The organism is Nitrospirota bacterium, from assembly GCA_026387665.1.
Taxonomy (GTDB): Bacteria; Nitrospirota; Nitrospiria; order Nitrospirales; family Nitrospiraceae; genus Palsa-1315.
The window spans coordinates 84,487-100,744 of sequence record JAPLLG010000011.1 but is presented as its reverse complement, the minus strand read 5'-3'; the positions used below and the strand labels follow the sequence as shown (position 1 = coordinate 100,744).

Genomic DNA, 16,258 nt, shown 5'->3' with positions numbered 1-16,258 from the left:
GTTCAAAAAGAATGGGGGAAGCAATCGGTTTATCGTGGGGTAGGAGGGATCGTCGTGTGAGCAGGGCTGCTGTGGCGGAACAGATTATACCGGTGACGTTGGGGGAGCGGAGTTACGACATTGTGCTCCATCCCGGGCTCCTTGCCACTGTGGGCGATCGGCTCCGCACCTTGACCACCTCTCCGAAGATCGGGGTGGTGACGGACCGGCATGTGGCCAGCCATTATCTTCAGGGCACCCTCCGCTCGCTTCGTAAGGCTGGCTACGATCCCACTCCGATTATCTTGCCGCCTGGAGAGCGCACCAAGACGCTCGGCACCATTGCCAAGGTTCTCGATGTCTTGGCCCAGCACAAGTTCGAACGTCAGTCCCTCTTACTAGCCCTCGGTGGCGGAGTTATTGGCGATATCACCGGCTTTGCCGCCGCGATCTATCAACGAGGCATCCCGTTTGTGCAGGTGCCGACCACGCTGGTCGCGCAAGTCGATTCCAGCGTCGGAGGCAAGACCGGTGTGGACCATCGATTGGGCAAGAACCTGATCGGGGCCTTTTATCAGCCTCGCGCCGTCCTGATCGATCCCCTCACGTTACGCACCCTGCCGCGCCGCGAATGGATCGCCGGTCTGGCTGAAGTAATCAAGTACGGCATTATCGCCGACGAAGAGTTTTTCGTCTTTTTGGAGCAGGAGATGCCAGCGCTCTTGAAGTTGGCGGACGAGCCAGTCAGCCATGTGATTAAGCGATCCTGTGAGATCAAGGCGGAGGTCGTTGCCGGGGACGAGCGGGAAGCGGATCGCCGCCGCATTCTCAACTACGGCCACACGATCGGCCATGCCTTGGAGTCTCTTGGAGGCTATCGCGGGTTGATCCATGGTGAAGCGGTGGGGATCGGCTTGGTGCAAGAAGCGGATCTGGCCTGTCATATGGGGCTCTGCACTCGTGAGGTGGTCGAGCGGATTAGAAGTCTGGTGCAGCGTGCCGGCTTGTCCGAACAGGTCTCCCGAACAGCCTTTGGCCCCATCTGGAAGGCGATGCAGCATGACAAGAAGGTGGTCGGGGGACAAGTCATCGGGGTTTGGCCTGTGCGCATTGGTGAGGTGACGATTCAGCCGATTGAGCAACAGATCTGCGCCGAATGGTTTCAGGTCACACATGGCCGCGGAAGAAAATCTTCGAGTGACAGCCGGCACGGCAAGGCTCCTGTCCGTCGCAAGGTTCGTGCGAAAAGGCAAGCCATATGACGACCAAACGCACACCCTCCGTGGCTCATCTCCAGCAGGCGTTGCGCGAAAAAACACGCGAAGTCGATGTGCTCCATCGGATCACGGAATCGATCAGCAACCAGCTGGATCTTGAAGCCGTCCTCCGGCATATCGTCGAAGTGGTCGTCGAAGTCACTAAGGCGGATGCCTGTCTTCTCTATCTCTTGTCGGATGGCCAGGACGAACTCATCCTGCGAGCCTCCAAGAATCCCCATCCGAAATTAATCGGCCGCATCACGATCGGGTTGGGCGAGGGCATCACCGGGTGGGTAGCCCAGGAACGGACCCGCGTTGTGATTCCGAGCAATGCGAGCGACGACCCGCGCTTCAAGTTTTTTCACAACCTTCCGGAAGACCGCCATCAAGCCTTTGTCTCCGTGCCGATCATGGCCAAGAAGGAAGTGGTTGGCGTGATCAATGTGCAGCACAAGCGTCCCAAGCGCTATCGGCCCGACGAGATCGCGCTGTTGTCCACTATTGCCAATCAGGTCGGTGGCGCGATTGAGAATGCGCGGCTCTACGATCAAATGAAACGCAAGGCCCTGCAGGTGGAAACCCTGTCGCTGGTGTCGGAAACGGTGGCCTCCAATCGTTTGATCGAAGATGTGCTGCAACTCCTGGTCACGATGACCGCGCAAATGATGAATTCCAAGATCTGCTCGATCATGTTGCTGGATCAGGTGAGTGGAGAGTTGCGGATCGAGGCGACGCAAAGCCTCAGCGAGCAATACCGCCGGAAGCCGAACCTCAAGGTCGGGCAGAGTATCAGCGGGCGCGCCGTGCAAGATCGCAGGCCGATCATTGTGGCCGACGTGACTAAAGAGCAGGACTATATGTTCCCGGATTTGGCCAAGAAGGAAGGGCTCTGTTCGATGGTCTCTGTCCCGATGATGGTGCGGGAAAAGGCTGTGGGGGTGATCAATAGCTATACGGCCGTGCCTCACGTGTTTACCAGCGAAGAGGTCAAGCTACTCCAGGCCATCGCGAATCAGGCGGCCATCGCCATCGAGCATACGACCCTGATCGAGAAGTCCTTCGAGATGCAGGAAGCGCTGGCGGTTCGGAAGCTCATGGAGCGGGCCAAGGGTTATCTCATGCGTGCGAAGAAGCTGACCGAAGAAGAGGCCTTCAAGCTCATTCAACGCCAAAGTATGGATCTTCGGAAATCGATGCGCGAGATCGCCGAGGCGATTCTCCTCGCGGGCGATATCGAAGAACGGGCCGATCGAGTCAGGCACTAAGGGGGCTATGCGTACGTTTCGTATCGCCATGGTGCAGATGAATCCGACGGTCGGAGATCTCGACGGAAACGTCCGCCGGATCACGGCCTGGCTGCGCGAGGCGAAGAAGGCAAAGGTCGACTTAGTCGCATTCCCCGAACTGGCGATCACCGGCTATCCGCCCGAAGACCTCTTGTTGAAGCCTCGTTTTATCGCGGACAATCGCCGCGCGCTTCAGGAAATCGTTCGGCACTGCCGGGGCCTTGCCGCGGTGGTGGGCTACGTCAGCCAGAGCGATGGCATCGATCCGAAGCCGGCCCGTTCGTCGGTGGTGCCGGCCGGTTCGCACGAACTCTACAATGCGGCGGCGTTCATCGCCGATCAAAAACTCATCACGACCTATTGCAAGTGGTATCTGCCGAACTACGGGGTGTTCGACGAGAGCCGCTATTTTCATCCAGGCCGGCGGTTGCCGCTCATCCGCCTGCGTGGCACGTTGATCGGGGTCAATATTTGCGAGGACGTCTGGGTGCCGGAAGGCCCGACGCGGTTTCAGGCAGCGGCTGGCGCCGAAGTCATCGTCAACATCAATGCCTCGCCCTTTCATCTGGGCAAGAGCCGGGTGCGCGAACAGATGTTGGCGACCCGCGCGAGGGAAAACGGGGTGGTGTTGACCTACACCAACGTGGTCGGCGGGCAGGACGAGCTGGTCTTCGACGGGAACAGTGTGATCCTCGATCATCAGGGTGAGGTCATCGCGCGAGGGAAAGCCTTCGAGGAGGATCTTATCGTGGCTGACCTCAATATGGAGGCGGTCGCGCGGGCGAGGCGTACGCAGGGCCAGAAGAAGCTCCTTCCTCGACGGGTTGCCTCCACGGTGGAAATTTGCGCGGCGTCGCTTCCGGCCGTTCCCAAAGTTCGCGCGCGGGCGGTTCCTGATCTGGTAGCGGCCCTGGACCCACTGGAGGAAGTGTATCGGGCCCTCACGCTTGGCGTGCGAGACTACGTGAGGAAAAATGGATTTACACGGGTCATGATCGGGTTGAGCGGTGGAGTGGACTCGGCCTTGACTGCCGTGCTGGCCGTCGATGCGCTGGGAGCCGAGAATGTGTGGGGTCTGTTCATGCCGTCGCCCTACACATCGCAAGACAGTTACGAGGATGTGGCTGAATTGGGAAAACGGCTTGCGATTTCCGTGCGCACGATTCCCATCACGACGCTGTTTGATACCTATCGGCAATCGCTTGCGGAGACGTTTGAGGGCCGCGCGCCAGATACGACGGAAGAGAATCTCCAGGCCCGCATCCGGGGCAACTTGCTGATGGCCTTCTCCAATAAGTTCGGCCACCTGGTGCTCACCACAGGCAATAAGAGCGAGATGAGCGTGGGCTACGCCACTCTGTATGGGGATATGGCAGGCGGCTTTGCCGCAATCAAGGACGTCCCGAAGACGATGGTCTATGATCTGGCGAAGCTGCGCAATCGTCGTGGCGTAACCCCGGCAATCCCCAAACGGACGCTCGATCGGCCGCCGACCGCCGAGCTGAGGCCCAATCAAAAGGATGAAGACTCGTTGCCTCCCTATGAGATCTTAGATCCCATTCTCCAGGCCTATGTGGAAGAAGACCGGTCGCTCGAAGAGATCGTTGAAGCGGGGTACGACCGCACGACGGTGGCCCGCGTGATTGCGTTAGTGGATGGCAGCGAGTACAAGCGCCGGCAGGCGCCGATCGGCATCAAGATCACACAGCGGGCTTTGGGCAAGGATCGGCGGATGCCGATCACGAACGGCTATCGTAATTTTTAGCAGGATGCTGAAAAAGCCCGTCAGCTTCGTTCTCGCATCGTTCAGGCCATCAACGTGCCCTACGGGCACGCCTCGGCCCTTCACTCGTTGCGGCCTTACTGAATGGGCCTTTTGAGCATCCTGCGGGATGAATTTCAGGTAGTAGCACAAATATCTGAATAGCAGAGGGGATGGTTACGGGGCGATCTGCCGGGGCTTTAACGGTGCGGGTTTTCGCTTCTGGCTATCGAGTTGTTTGCGAACTGATTGCAGTTCCTTCCTGACGGTTTCCAACTCCAAGTCTTTTTTGACCACGAGATCTTTCAACGTGCGAATCTCCATTTCGCGCTGAGCCAGGGGCTCTGCGGTGCGGGATGGAGTATTGGGTGGCGTGACTCCCGCGAGAGGCTCGCGAGGTTGTGCGGCCCGTTCCACCTGAGGCGCAGGTTGCTCAGTGGTTGTTGCTGCTACTGGCGCGGTCTGTTGCAGCAGCTGATAGTCGATGACGAGAAACCGGTCGGTCGAGCTTCCGCCTGTCGACCGGTTGAAAGTATCGGACCGTTGGGCAAGGCTTGGAGTGAACGACAGGGTGCGATTTGACAGGTTGGACGAGTCTGGCAGCTTCCGGTGGGCAAGCCCGTCCGTGTTCGCTTGGGTCGGCGCATGTCGATATTGAGCGAGCGTCACATACAGCGAGAGGCCATAAGCGTAGAGAGAGCCTGTCGTGGTTTCGATGACTGCATGTTCCAAGCGGCCAGTGTTTTGGCGAGGGCTCGTGACCTGGAATGATACGGCCTCTCCCGTTGAGGCGGTTGTGAGGGCTTTGGTAATCCTGGGAGTGAGGAATTGGACTTCTTCGGGCGAAAAGACCGGCAAGGCGGAGGCCGATCCACCCAACATCTCTTGGAGGGTCCGTTGGCGTTCCTGGACCTGCATGCCGCTCAAGACACGGGCGATGAGGGCTGGCTCCAGGCTGATCGGGTGACTGGCCTGAATCGATTGATCTGGCATCCGGTGCAGCGTCACCGTTCCGCGCGGGTCTTCGAAGAGGACTCTGTCGCTCTGGTCGACCATCGTACAGGCGGCGCAGAGAAGACAGAGGAGGACCAGGGAAAACGCAGACTTGCGTGGCAACTCTATCGGCGAGGATGGCGATGGAAGGAGCATAGTATGAGTGAATCTAGCACAGACGATAGGTCCTGGCCAGGCCGGAGTATATGACAGGCAAAGACGTTGACAGATTTTCCCGCTACATGATACAAGGTGGCCCATCGGACAGGGGAACAACGGCGTTTCCCACCGGCCTCAAGATAGTACGGCATGGACAATGGCGTCCTCCAGCCCCAGCGGGCTAGAGGGCGTTTTTTTTTGACTACACTCGAGCAGGCTGAATCGCGTGGAAAAGCTGAGAATCGAGATGGATCGGTTGGCTGGTGGAATCGATCTGGACGTGAGGGGAGAGAGATTGCGCACAAGGGCGTGCGTGGCGACGACGTCGTCGAGGTGAGAGCGGCAAGGGGCATGAGCAACGGAATCACCAATCGGACGAGGGAGGATGTCACTATGTCAGTACGCAGTCTCATCTGTATAGGATTGTGGGCGCTGTTGTCGCTGCTCGGCGGCAACGCAGTATTTGCCCAAGGGCCAGCGGCGCCGCCGGCCCCGGCGCCGACCGTGCAGGAGCGGCTGGATTCCTTAGAGAAGAAAGTGGATGCGCCGTCCATCTGGAAGACCTTGGGATTCAAGGCCTCCGGGTTTCTGGATGTAGCCTATACCCACAATTTCAATAATCCCAATACCAATCTCAATCAACTGCATATCTTCGACACCGATGCGAATTCCTTTTCGACCCACATGGTGCAAATCATGCTTGAACGGCCTGCTGATGGAGCGGGGAGCGGCATGGACCGGCTCGGGTTCCGTACCAGGCTGAACTTCGGGTTGGATGCCAGGGTGACGAGGGCGCGTACCAATTTCGCGCCAGGCACCAGCAACAACGAGCTCGACTTTCAAGAGGTCTACGGCGAATACATCGCCCCGGTTGGCAATGGCCTGAAGATTCAAGCAGGGAAGATCAATACGTTGATCGGCTATGAGGTGATCAACAGTTTCGAGAACCCGAACTTTTCCCGCAGTTTCATGTTCGGCTTGGGTCAGGCCTTCACGACCACCGGCGTCCGGCTCAGCTATACGTTCAATCCGCTTGTGACTGCCTCGATCGGCGTGATCAACGGGTGGGATAACGTGACGGATAACAACAAGAGCAAATCCTTTGAGTGGCTCCTGGCTCTGACACCGCATGAGAAGTTCGGTATGAGTTTCTACGGGTCCTACGGCGCAGAGCAATCCAACAGCCAAGGGACGGCACCTGCCTCCACCGGCGCCGATCCGACGGCCAAGCGGACGGTGGTGGGGACGATCATGACCGTCAAGGCCACCGACCAGGACACGATCGTTCTGGAGCCCTACTACGGGAATGAAGGGAACGCGAGCACGGTCAACCGATCACGAAATGCTCGATGGAATGGGCTGGCCGGCTACCTGACCCATGATTTCACCGATCAATGGAGCGCCAGATTCCGCGGGGAAATCTTCGAGGATGCGGGAGGGGCTCGGACCTGTAGTGGAACATTCGGGTTTGCCGGAGGCACCAATACCTGTGCGGGGGCGACCGCGACGGTCGCGGCCCCGCCGACGGCTCAAACACTCTGGGAGAATACCTTTACGCTTCAATACAAGCCATTTCCTTCTCTGATCACGCGGACCGAGTTCCGGTACGATAAATCAGACAAGAACGTGTTTCTCTATGGCAATCGACCGGTGAACAATCAAGAAACCCTGTCATTCCAAATCATCTACCTCTTCTAAGCAGGGGAGGAAAGGAGCTCATCATGAACCGATTTACACGTATCATGACCGCGATGCTTCCCGTCCTGGCCTGCGCTATCCTGATCGGGGCGACGGGTCTCTATGCGCAAGACGCGGGGGCTCCGGCTCCGGCAGCGACGGCGCCTCTTGGCCAAGAGGCGGCCCCGGCGGTCGTACCAGCCCAGACGAAGATCGATACGGGCGACACGACCTGGCTATTGGTCTCGACGGCATTGGTGCTGGCGATGACGGCGCCAGGTCTGGCCTTGTTTTATGCCGGCATGGTTCGCTCGAAGAATGCTTTGGGCACGATCATGCAGAGCTTTATCATTCTCTGCCTGATCAGTCTCCAGTGGGTCTTGTGGGGCTACAGTCTGGCCTTCGGGCCGGATAAGGCCCATCTGATTGGCGGGCTTGAATGGATCGGGCTGAACGGCGTCGGGTTGGAGCCCAACGCTGATTATGCCGCGACCGTGCCCCATCAAGCCTTCATGATCTTTCAAATGATGTTCGCGGTGATTACGCCGGCCCTCATGACCGGCGCCTTTGCCGAACGGATGAAGTTCGGCAGTTTTCTGGTCTTCACTTTGTTGTGGGCGACGTTCATCTACGATCCGCTCGCCCATTGGGTGTGGGCGGTCGGGGGCTGGGTTCGAAACATGGGAGCGCTGGACTTCGCCGGCGGGACGGTCGTCCACATCAGTTCCGGCGCTGCGGCCCTGGCCTGTGCCATCGTGCTGAGGAAGCGATTGGGCTACGGCAAGGAACATATGGCTCCGCATAATTTGCCTATGACCGTGCTGGGCGCCTCCCTGCTTTGGTTCGGCTGGTTCGGGTTCAACGCAGGTAGCGCGGTCGCTTCCGGAGCGTTGGCGACCAGCGCCTTTGTTGTGACCAATACGGCGGCAGCCACTGCAGCGCTGGCCTGGATGGTTGCGGAGTGGATGTATCGAGGCAAACCGACCGTGCTGGGCGCGGCCAGCGGCGCGGTGGCTGGGCTGGTGGCGATTACGCCTGCTTCGGGATTCGTCGGTCCGATGGCGTCGATCGTGATCGGTCTGGGGGCGGGAGTCCTCTGCTATGGAGCGGTGTTGTGGAAGTCCAGGCTGGGCTACGATGACGCCCTCGATGTGGTGGGGATTCATGGAGTCGGAGGCATCTGGGGCGCGCTGGCGACCGGGTTGTTTGCCTCGAAGGCGATCAATGCAGCCGGCGCCGACGGGCTGTTCTACGGGAATCCGGCACAGTTGGGCATTCAAGCGATGGCCGTGCTGATCTCGGTGGTGTTTTCGTTCGTGGGAACCTTCGTGATTCTGAAACTGGTGGATGGATTGATGGGGCTGCGTGTGAGTGAAGAGGAAGAGCGAATGGGCTTGGACCTCAGTCAACATGAGGAACGGTCCTATTCGTAAGCAGGGGTGACCGAGGAGAAGGAGGGGATGGTGATTGACCAGGAACGAGACTGTAGTCGCAAGCGAACGCACCAACGGACGCTCCTGTCCGCAGGCCTGAGCATCGCGGCCTTGCTGGTGGGAGTCATGGCGGCCTTTACTGGGCCAGTCGTGGCTCAGGACACAGCGGTCGCACCGGTTGAAGCGGTCGCCGCTGCCGCAGCCCCTGTGCTGAAGATCGATACGGGGGATACGGCATGGGTTCTTATGTCCACGGCGATGGTCTTGCTTATGACGATGCCAGGCTTGGCGCTCTTCTACGGGGGTCTTGTTCGAAGCAAGAACATCCTGGGGACGATCATGCAGAGTCTCGTCATTCTGTGTCTGGTCAGTCTGATCTGGATTCTTGTCGGGTACAGCCTGGCGTTCGGCCCCGATAAGGGGGGCTTCATCGGAGGCCTTGAGTGGGTTGGGCTTAGCGGGGTGGGCAGCGAGCCGCATCCCGTCTATGGCCCGACGATTCCCCATCAAGTGTTCATGTTATTCCAGCTCATGTTCGCCGCGATTACGCCGGCTCTGATCACCGGGGCGTTTGCGGAGCGGATGAAGTTTTCTGCGCTGCTGCTGTTTGCGGCCTTGTGGTCCCTGTTGATTTATTCTCCGGTGGCCCATTGGATCTGGGGCGGTGGATGGCTGGGGAAGATGGGCGCGCTGGATTTTGCCGGCGGCGCGGTGGTGCATATCAGTTCCGGGGTGAGCGCCCTGGTCTGCGCCATCGTGATGGGAAAGCGCAAGGGCCATGGAGCCGATTACATGGCTCCTCATAACCTGCCCTTTACGCTGTTGGGAACCGGCCTCCTCTGGTTCGGCTGGTTCGGGTTCAACGCGGGCAGTGCGTTGGGGGCGAATGGGCTGGCCGGGAGCACCTTCCTGGCGACCCATGCGGCGGCGGTCACTGGCGCCCTGGTGTGGATGGGGGTGGAGTGGGCCCATCGCGGAAGGCCCACCGTGCTCGGTCTGGCCAGCGGCGCGGTGGCCGGCCTGGCGACTGTGACGCCGGCTTCCGGCTATATCGGACCGTTTTCAGCGATCGTAATTGGCGTTTTTGCAGGGTTTCTGTGCTATTTCGCCGTTGTTTGGAAGGGGAGGATGGGCTATGATGACTCGCTTGACGTCGTGGGAATCCACGGTGTGGGCGGAGTCTTCGGCATCCTCGCGACAGGGCTATTCGCCTCCAAGGCGATCAATGCCGCCGGGGCTGACGGGCTCTTTTTCGGGAATGCCGGACAGTTGGGCATTCAGGCCGTCATGGTTTGCGCGGTGGCGCTGTTTTCCGTGATCGGCACCTGGATTATTTTGAAGGTGGTGAATATAACGGTGGGGTTGCGGGTCTCTCCGGAAGACGAATCAACCGGGCTGGACCTCAGCCAGCATAATGAGCGGGCCTATTCATAAACGGACCATGACACTATCGACCACGCGATCATGCCGGCGACCCCAGCGACGATGTACAGTCGTTGCTTTCGGGTCAGCCAGGTAAGGAGGCAGCAACATGAAGATGATTGAAGCCATCGTCAAGCCGTTCAAGTTGGATGAAGTGAAAGATGCCCTGCTGGAAATGGGTGTGCAGGGGATGACGGTCTCGGAGGTCAAAGGGTTCGGTCGCCAGAAGGGGCATAAGGAAACCTACCGGGGCCAGGAATACACGATCGAGTTTGTGCCGAAAGTCAAAATCGAAGTGGCCGTCACAGATGCACAGGTGTCGCGCGTGATCGAGACGATCACGCGGGCTGCCAAGACTGGCAGCATCGGGGATGGCAAGATTTTCGTGCGTGACCTGACTGAAGCGGTTCGTATCAGGACCGGTGAAACCGGAGAGATTGCGCTGTAGCCATGGGCGTCACGCACGATTCATCCAGTACGTCAGCGCCGACCGTCGATCCGTCGACGGTCGGCCTGTTCCTCGCTGAGCAGCGACGCATCATTGCGCAGCGGGTGATGGCTGGCTCCAGCGGCGCAGAGACGATGGCGGCGATGACGGAGCTGGTGGATGGGCTGATCGTGGGGCGCTATCGGAATGCCGTGCGGGAGGGGGGCGATGTGGCGGCCTCAGCCGGTCTCCACCAATGCTGTCTCGTGGCCCTGGGCGGGTACGGACGCCGCGAACTGGCCCCCTATTCGGACATCGATCTGATGGTGCTCTATCGTCCTGAGGCCAAAATGCAGGTCGAATCGCTCGTGCGAGCAGTCCTGCATCCCTTGTGGGACTGTGGATTTCAGGTCGGACATAGCGTGCGGACGATCAACGATTGTATGGAGCTGGCCGAGAGCGATGCGACAGTCAAGACCTCGATGATGGAGTCCCGGTTTCTCGCGGGAAGCCCTGAGCTGTTCGAGCAGTTTCATAGCCGGTATCTCCGGAAAATCGTAGCCAAGGGCACGGATACCTACTTGGATCAAAAGCTGGAAGAGCGCCGGCGCGAATATCTCAAGTTCGGCGAGACGGTCTATTTGCTGGAGCCGAACGTCAAGAAAAGCAAAGGCGGTCTGCGTGATTTGCACCTGCTCCAATGGGCCGGCATGGCCCGCTATCAGGCCCCGACGATTCGTGAGCTGTCCGATCGCGGCATCCTCTCACGGGCCGATTCGATGGCCCTGACAGAGGCGCGGGATTTCCTCTGGCGAGTCCGGGCGCTCCTCCATGTGCATGCAGGCACGGCGCAGGAGATTTTGTCGTTCGACGAGCAGATCTGGCTGGCACAACATTTTGGGTTCCAGGACCGGCCTCATTTACTGGCCGTCGAGCAGTTCATGCAACAGTATTACCTGCACACGATGGGGTTGCATGAGCGTTGTATGCGATTTGTCGAACGATGCCGGAGTGTGCCGTTCTGGCAACGGATCACGCGGTTTTTTCCGGCGCCCCGCGTCGATGGCTACTTTGTCGTACGGGGCGGAATCCTGACGGTGGCGGACGACCATCGCGCGAGGGTGCTGGAAAGTCCGGCGCTGCTCCTTCGCCTGTTCGACTTGGCGCGTTCGCAGCAGCTGACCATCGCGCCGCCCCTACTCGAAGATATTCACCGGCATGTCGATACGGTCTCGGCTGAGGCCTATCGGACGCCGGAGGTCAATCGGACGTTTTTGGCGATCCTCGCGGGGCCCGGCACAGCCAAGACCCTGGAGGCCATGCATCGGGCCTCAGTGCTCGAAAAGCTGGTGCCCGCCATGGGCACGGTCCGTGGCCTGATGCAATTCAATCAGTACCATAAGTACACGGTCGACGAGCATAGTCTGCTCGCGGTGGCGCGGGCGGAAGACCTGGCCCAGGACCAGGGGGCGATGGGGGAGATCTATCGCAGCATCAAGCGGAAGGACCTCCTGCACCTGTCCGTGCTGCTCCACGACTTGGGAAAGGGCCAGGAAGAAGATCATAGCGATGTGGGGCGGCGTTTAGCTGAGGATGTCGCGGACCGGCTCGGGCTTGATGAGCAGGATCTGCGGACCCTGTCGTTCCTCGTGCATCGGCATTTGCTGATGGCCCATACGGCTTTTCGGCGGGACCCGAACGACGTGAAGGTGGTGCTGCCCTTTGCCCGCGAAGTCGGGACGCCGGAAGTCTTGAATAAGCTGTTGGTGCTCACGGCTGCCGATATCGCGGCGGTCGGGCCCGGAGTCTTGACCAAGTGGAAGGAATCGCTCCTGGTCGAGCTCTATCAGCGCACGATGGCCGAGGTGTCGGGGGAGCGGAATGGAGTCATGGCTCCGGAGCGAGTCCGCCAGATTGCCGAAGAGGTCAGCAACCATCCGTTGCTGGCCGGGCAGGGAAGTGGGACTCTGGCCTGGGTCGAGAGCCAGTTGGGGCAATTCCCCGAACGCTATGCCTATGGCACGTCGCCGGCCCGTATTGCGGCGCATTTGGCGGCTGTGCGACGATTGCATGTCGGCGAGGTGCTGGTGGAGGCGGAGTTCAATAGTGAGCTGGGAACCTGCGAATATAGCGTCGTGACCCATAACGACGTGACGCCAGGCATTTTCTCGAAGATCGCCGGGGTCATGGCCGGCAGCGGGGTGCAGATTCTCGATGCGCAGATTCTCACCAGAGTCGATGGAATCGTGGTCGATACGTTTCAGGTGATGGATCCGGACTATCAGGGCGCCCCTCCGGCCGAGCGGTTGCGGACGGTGGGCGACCGGATTGCGTCGGTCCTCAAGGGTTGGGAGCATGTCGATGATGTGTTGCGCCGGGGCGCGCGGCTGAAGCTGACGAGATCCTTGCCGAAAGCCCGTGAAGCGACGGAGGTGCGGATCGACAATGAAACGTCGGACGCCTATACGATCCTCGACGTGTTTGCCGACGACCGGCAGGGTCTGTTGTATGTGATCACGAACACGATTTTTCAGCTTGGGTTATCCATCCATGCCGCCCGCATTTCCACGAGGCTGGATCAGGTGGCGGACGTGTTTTATGTCGCGGATCATCGGGGCAAGAAGCTCGACGATCACGGACAATTGGAGCGGGTACGAACGGGAGTTGAAACGGCCATCGAGAATTTTCTCGAGGCGAAAGCGGCCTAGCAGAGGCGGCAGGGTCTCATGCGGGTGATTTGAAAGGAGGAGTGGGATGAACGTACGTGAGGTGTTGGAGTATGTGAAGAAGCATAAGGTCCAGATCGTGGACTTGAAGTTCGTCGATCTCATCGGGACGTGGCAGCATTTCAGCATCCCGACGAGCGAATTGACGGAAGACCTCTTCAAGGACGGGTCCGGATTGGACGGCTCCTCCATTCGTGGCTGGAAGGCCATCAATAACAGCGACATGTTGGTCGTGCCGGATCCGGCGACGGCCTGTCTCGATCCCTTCTGTGCGGTCCCGACGCTGAGCCTCATCGGCAACGTCGTCGATCCGATTACGCGCGAGACCTACGATCGCGATCCGCGCTATGTGGCGCAGAAGGCGGAGAAATACCTCAAGAGCACGAAGATCGGCGACACGTCCTATTGGGGCCCGGAAGCCGAGTTCTTCATTTTCGATCAAGCCCGCTACGATCAGAACGGCCACAGCGGCTACTACTTCATCGACTCCGAAGAAGGCGTCTGGAATATGGGGCAGGAAGGCCACAACCTGGGCGGCAAGATCCGTCAGAAGGAAGGCTATTTCCCGGTCGCCCCGACCGATACGCAACAGGATATCCGCAGCGAAATGATTCTGGAGATGGAGAAGGCCGGCATCCAGATCGAGAAGCATCACCATGAAGTCGCCACGGCCGGTCAGGCGGAAATCGACATCCGCTTCGATTCGCTGGTCCGCACCGCCGACAAGATGATGATGTACAAGTACATCGTCAAGAACGTCGCCCGCCGCCATGGCAAGACCGCGACCTTCATGCCGAAGCCGATCTTCGGAGACAACGGGTCAGGCATGCACAGTCACCAGAGCATCTGGAAGGATGGCAAGCCCCTGTTCGCCGGGAAGGAATATGCGGGCGTGTCGCAGATGTGTCTACATTACATCGGCGGCATTCTGAAGCATGCGCCGGCGTTGGCCGCTTTTACCAACCCGACCACGAATTCCTACAAGCGTCTGACGCCAGGGTTCGAAGCGCCGGTGTTGTTGGCCTATTCCAGCCGGAACCGGTCGGCTGGCATCCGGATCCCCATGTATTCACCGAGCCCCAAGGCGAAGCGGATCGAGGTGCGGTTTCCTGACCCGGCCGCGAATCCTTATCTCGCCTTTTCCGCCATGCTCATGGCGGGGTTGGACGGCATCCAGAACAAGATCAATCCGGGCGAACCGGCCGAGCAGGATCTGTACGATCTCGAAGCCAAGGAAGCGTCGAAGATCCGCACGATGCCAGGCAGCCTGGATGAAGCCTTGAACAACCTGGAGAAGGACCATGAGTTCCTCCTCAAGGGCGGGGTCTTCAGCAAGGACTTGATCAATGCCTGGATCGGGTACAAGCGCACCAAGGAAGTGGATACCATGCGGTTGCGTCCGCACCCGTATGAGTTCTACCTGTACTACGATGTCTAGAGGATTCGCGGCCTATTTGTAGAATGGGTTGACGAAGGAGGGGAGGCATGGTACATGTCTCCTATGAGCTGAGTCGAGGCAATGGCGCCTCGGTGAAGTTCTCGACATAAGGCACACGGACAACGGCGTCCGTCATTCTGGAAAGAGTGGCGGACGCCGTTCTGTTTGGTGACCCATTCCGAGACGAGGAAGTCTTGGATCGAGGTGGCTCTGCCACCTCCGAGTAGGACAATGGCGTCCTCATTCTGGCAACGGAGTGAGGACGTTTTTTTATTGTACGCAGGTCAGTCGGTTGGACTCAGGCAGGCCGGTAGAGAAAAGGGCACAGCAACATCATAAAGGAGGCGGTCATGAGCCAAGGAGATGGGGCGCACAATCGGGAGATGCCAGCGGACTCCGCAGTCGGTGTCGTGAAAGCCAAATCCTCCGACGAGCATTTTGAACGCACCGTCGAGCGAGCCGTATCGGCGGCGGTGATCCAAGCCGCCGACCCCTCGCGCCGGCTGTTCCTGGCAGCCATGGGCACGGCTGCGCTAACGGCCCTGATCGCTGAATTACTCCCGCTAAAACACATCGCCGCATTTGCAGCCGATCCGGTCGGGAAGCCGGAGAAGACGGACCTCAGCATCGGCTTTATTCCCATCACCTGCGCCACGCCGATCATCATGGCGGAACCGCTGGGGTTCTATAGCAAACATGGCCTGAATGCCAGGGTCAAACGGGCGGCCGGCTGGGCCATGGTGCGCGATTGGGCGATTAACAAAGAAGTCGATGCGGCCCATATGTTGTCGCCGATGCCATTAGCGATCACGCTGGGCGCCGGTTCCGTCCCGGTGCCGTTTTACATGCCGGCGGTGGAGAATATTAACGGCCAAGCGATCACGCTGCACAATAAACACAAGGGCGTGAAAACCGCCGCCGATATGAAGGGATTTCGTTTCTGCGTGCCGTTTGATTACTCGATGCATAACTATCTCCTGCGCTATTTTCTCGCAGAGGGCGGCGTGCATCCCGACAAAGACGTGCAAATCCGCGTGGTGCCACCACCGGAGATGGTGGCCAATCTGAAGGCGGGCAATGTCGATGGCTATCTGGCCCCCGATCCCTTCAATCAACGGGCTGTGTACGAAAACGCGGGGTTCATCTTCAAGCTCTCCAAGGAGATCTGGGATCGGCATCCCTGTTGCGGCTTCGCGATCTCCAAGGAATTCGCCACGCAGTATCCGAATACGTTCCTGGCGCTCTTCCGGTCCATCGTGGATGCGACCCACTACGCATCCAACCCGGCCCATAGGAAAGAGATTGCCGAGGCGATTGCGCCGACGAATTACTTGAATCAGCCGGTGACGGTTTTGGAGCAAGTGTTGACGGGAACCTATGCGGACGGATTGGGCGCGATCAAAAAGGACCCGAGCCGTATCGATTTCGATCCCTATCCCTGGCACTCGATGGCGATTTGGATCATGACCCAAATGAAACGGTGGGGCCACTTGAAGGGCGAGGTCAATTACAAAGCCGTGGCAGAGCAAGTCTATCGAGCAGCCGACTGCGACCGGATCGCCAAGGAGCTTGGATATCCGACGCATCAGGGGACGATGGCCAAGCATACGATCATGGGCCGGGAGTTCGACGCGAGCCAACCGGACGCCTACGTCCGTAGTTTCAGTATCCACAGTATGGCGTAATGGTTGAAGAGG

The 16,258-nt window shown here is 59.2% G+C and carries 11 protein-coding genes; 10 read left to right on the top strand and 1 reads right to left on the bottom strand.

What is annotated here, in order from left to right; translation table 11 throughout:
* The first annotated feature begins 71 nt into the window (after positions 1-71).
* Genes aroB through NT179_09930 form a run of 3 tightly spaced genes read left to right on the top strand, consistent with a single transcriptional unit; the run spans position 72 to position 4,289 of the window.
* The gene (gene aroB / locus NT179_09940; GenBank protein MCX5722332.1) at positions 72-1,241 is read left to right on the top strand and encodes a 3-dehydroquinate synthase; all 1,170 of its coding nucleotides are present in this window, start codon (positions 72-74) and stop codon (positions 1,239-1,241) included.
* Positions 1,238-2,503 carry a GAF domain-containing protein gene (locus tag NT179_09935; protein MCX5722331.1) on the top strand — a complete coding sequence of 422 codons (1,266 nt, stop codon included), beginning with the start codon at positions 1,238-1,240 and terminating at the stop codon, positions 2,501-2,503. The genes aroB and NT179_09935 overlap by 4 nt, the downstream gene beginning before the upstream one ends.
* 7 nt (positions 2,504-2,510) lie before the next feature.
* Positions 2,511-4,289, top strand: a complete 1,779-nt coding sequence (locus NT179_09930; GenBank protein ID MCX5722330.1) for an NAD+ synthase — start codon at positions 2,511-2,513, stop codon at positions 4,287-4,289.
* 174 nt (positions 4,290-4,463) lie between these two features.
* Here NT179_09930 and NT179_09925 read toward each other — a convergent pair whose 3' ends face one another.
* Positions 4,464-5,402 carry a hypothetical protein gene (locus NT179_09925; GenBank protein MCX5722329.1) on the bottom strand — a complete coding sequence of 313 codons (939 nt, stop codon included), beginning with the start codon at positions 5,400-5,402 and terminating at the stop codon, positions 4,464-4,466.
* A gap of 429 nt (positions 5,403-5,831) precedes the next feature.
* Here NT179_09925 and NT179_09920 point away from each other — a divergent pair, with 429 nt between their 5' ends.
* The 7 genes from NT179_09920 (at position 5,832) to NT179_09890 (ending at position 16,246) form a co-directional block, all read left to right on the top strand.
* A complete protein-coding gene (locus tag NT179_09920) occupies positions 5,832-7,136 on the top strand; it encodes an outer membrane beta-barrel protein (GenBank protein MCX5722328.1) in 1,305 nt (434 codons plus the stop codon).
* A gap of 23 nt (positions 7,137-7,159) precedes the next feature.
* Positions 7,160-8,548 (top strand): ammonium transporter, encoded by a 1,389-nt coding sequence (locus NT179_09915; GenBank protein MCX5722327.1) that lies wholly within the window; start codon positions 7,160-7,162, stop codon positions 8,546-8,548.
* Between the two features lie 27 nt (positions 8,549-8,575).
* The gene (locus tag NT179_09910) at positions 8,576-9,982 is read left to right on the top strand and encodes an ammonium transporter (protein MCX5722326.1); all 1,407 of its coding nucleotides are present in this window, start codon (positions 8,576-8,578) and stop codon (positions 9,980-9,982) included.
* Between the two features lie 97 nt (positions 9,983-10,079).
* A complete protein-coding gene (locus tag NT179_09905) occupies positions 10,080-10,418 on the top strand; it encodes a P-II family nitrogen regulator (GenBank protein ID MCX5722325.1) in 339 nt (112 codons plus the stop codon).
* 2 nt (positions 10,419-10,420) lie between these two features.
* The gene (gene glnD / locus NT179_09900) at positions 10,421-13,105 is read left to right on the top strand and encodes a [protein-PII] uridylyltransferase (protein ID MCX5722324.1); all 2,685 of its coding nucleotides are present in this window, start codon (positions 10,421-10,423) and stop codon (positions 13,103-13,105) included.
* 46 nt (positions 13,106-13,151) lie between these two features.
* Positions 13,152-14,561, top strand: coding sequence for a type I glutamate--ammonia ligase (gene glnA, locus NT179_09895; protein MCX5722323.1), 1,410 nt, complete (start codon positions 13,152-13,154; stop codon positions 14,559-14,561).
* 383 nt (positions 14,562-14,944) lie between these two features.
* Positions 14,945-16,246, top strand: coding sequence for a CmpA/NrtA family ABC transporter substrate-binding protein (locus tag NT179_09890; GenBank protein MCX5722322.1), 1,302 nt, complete (start codon positions 14,945-14,947; stop codon positions 16,244-16,246).
* Positions 16,247-16,258: the final 12 nt, after the last annotated feature.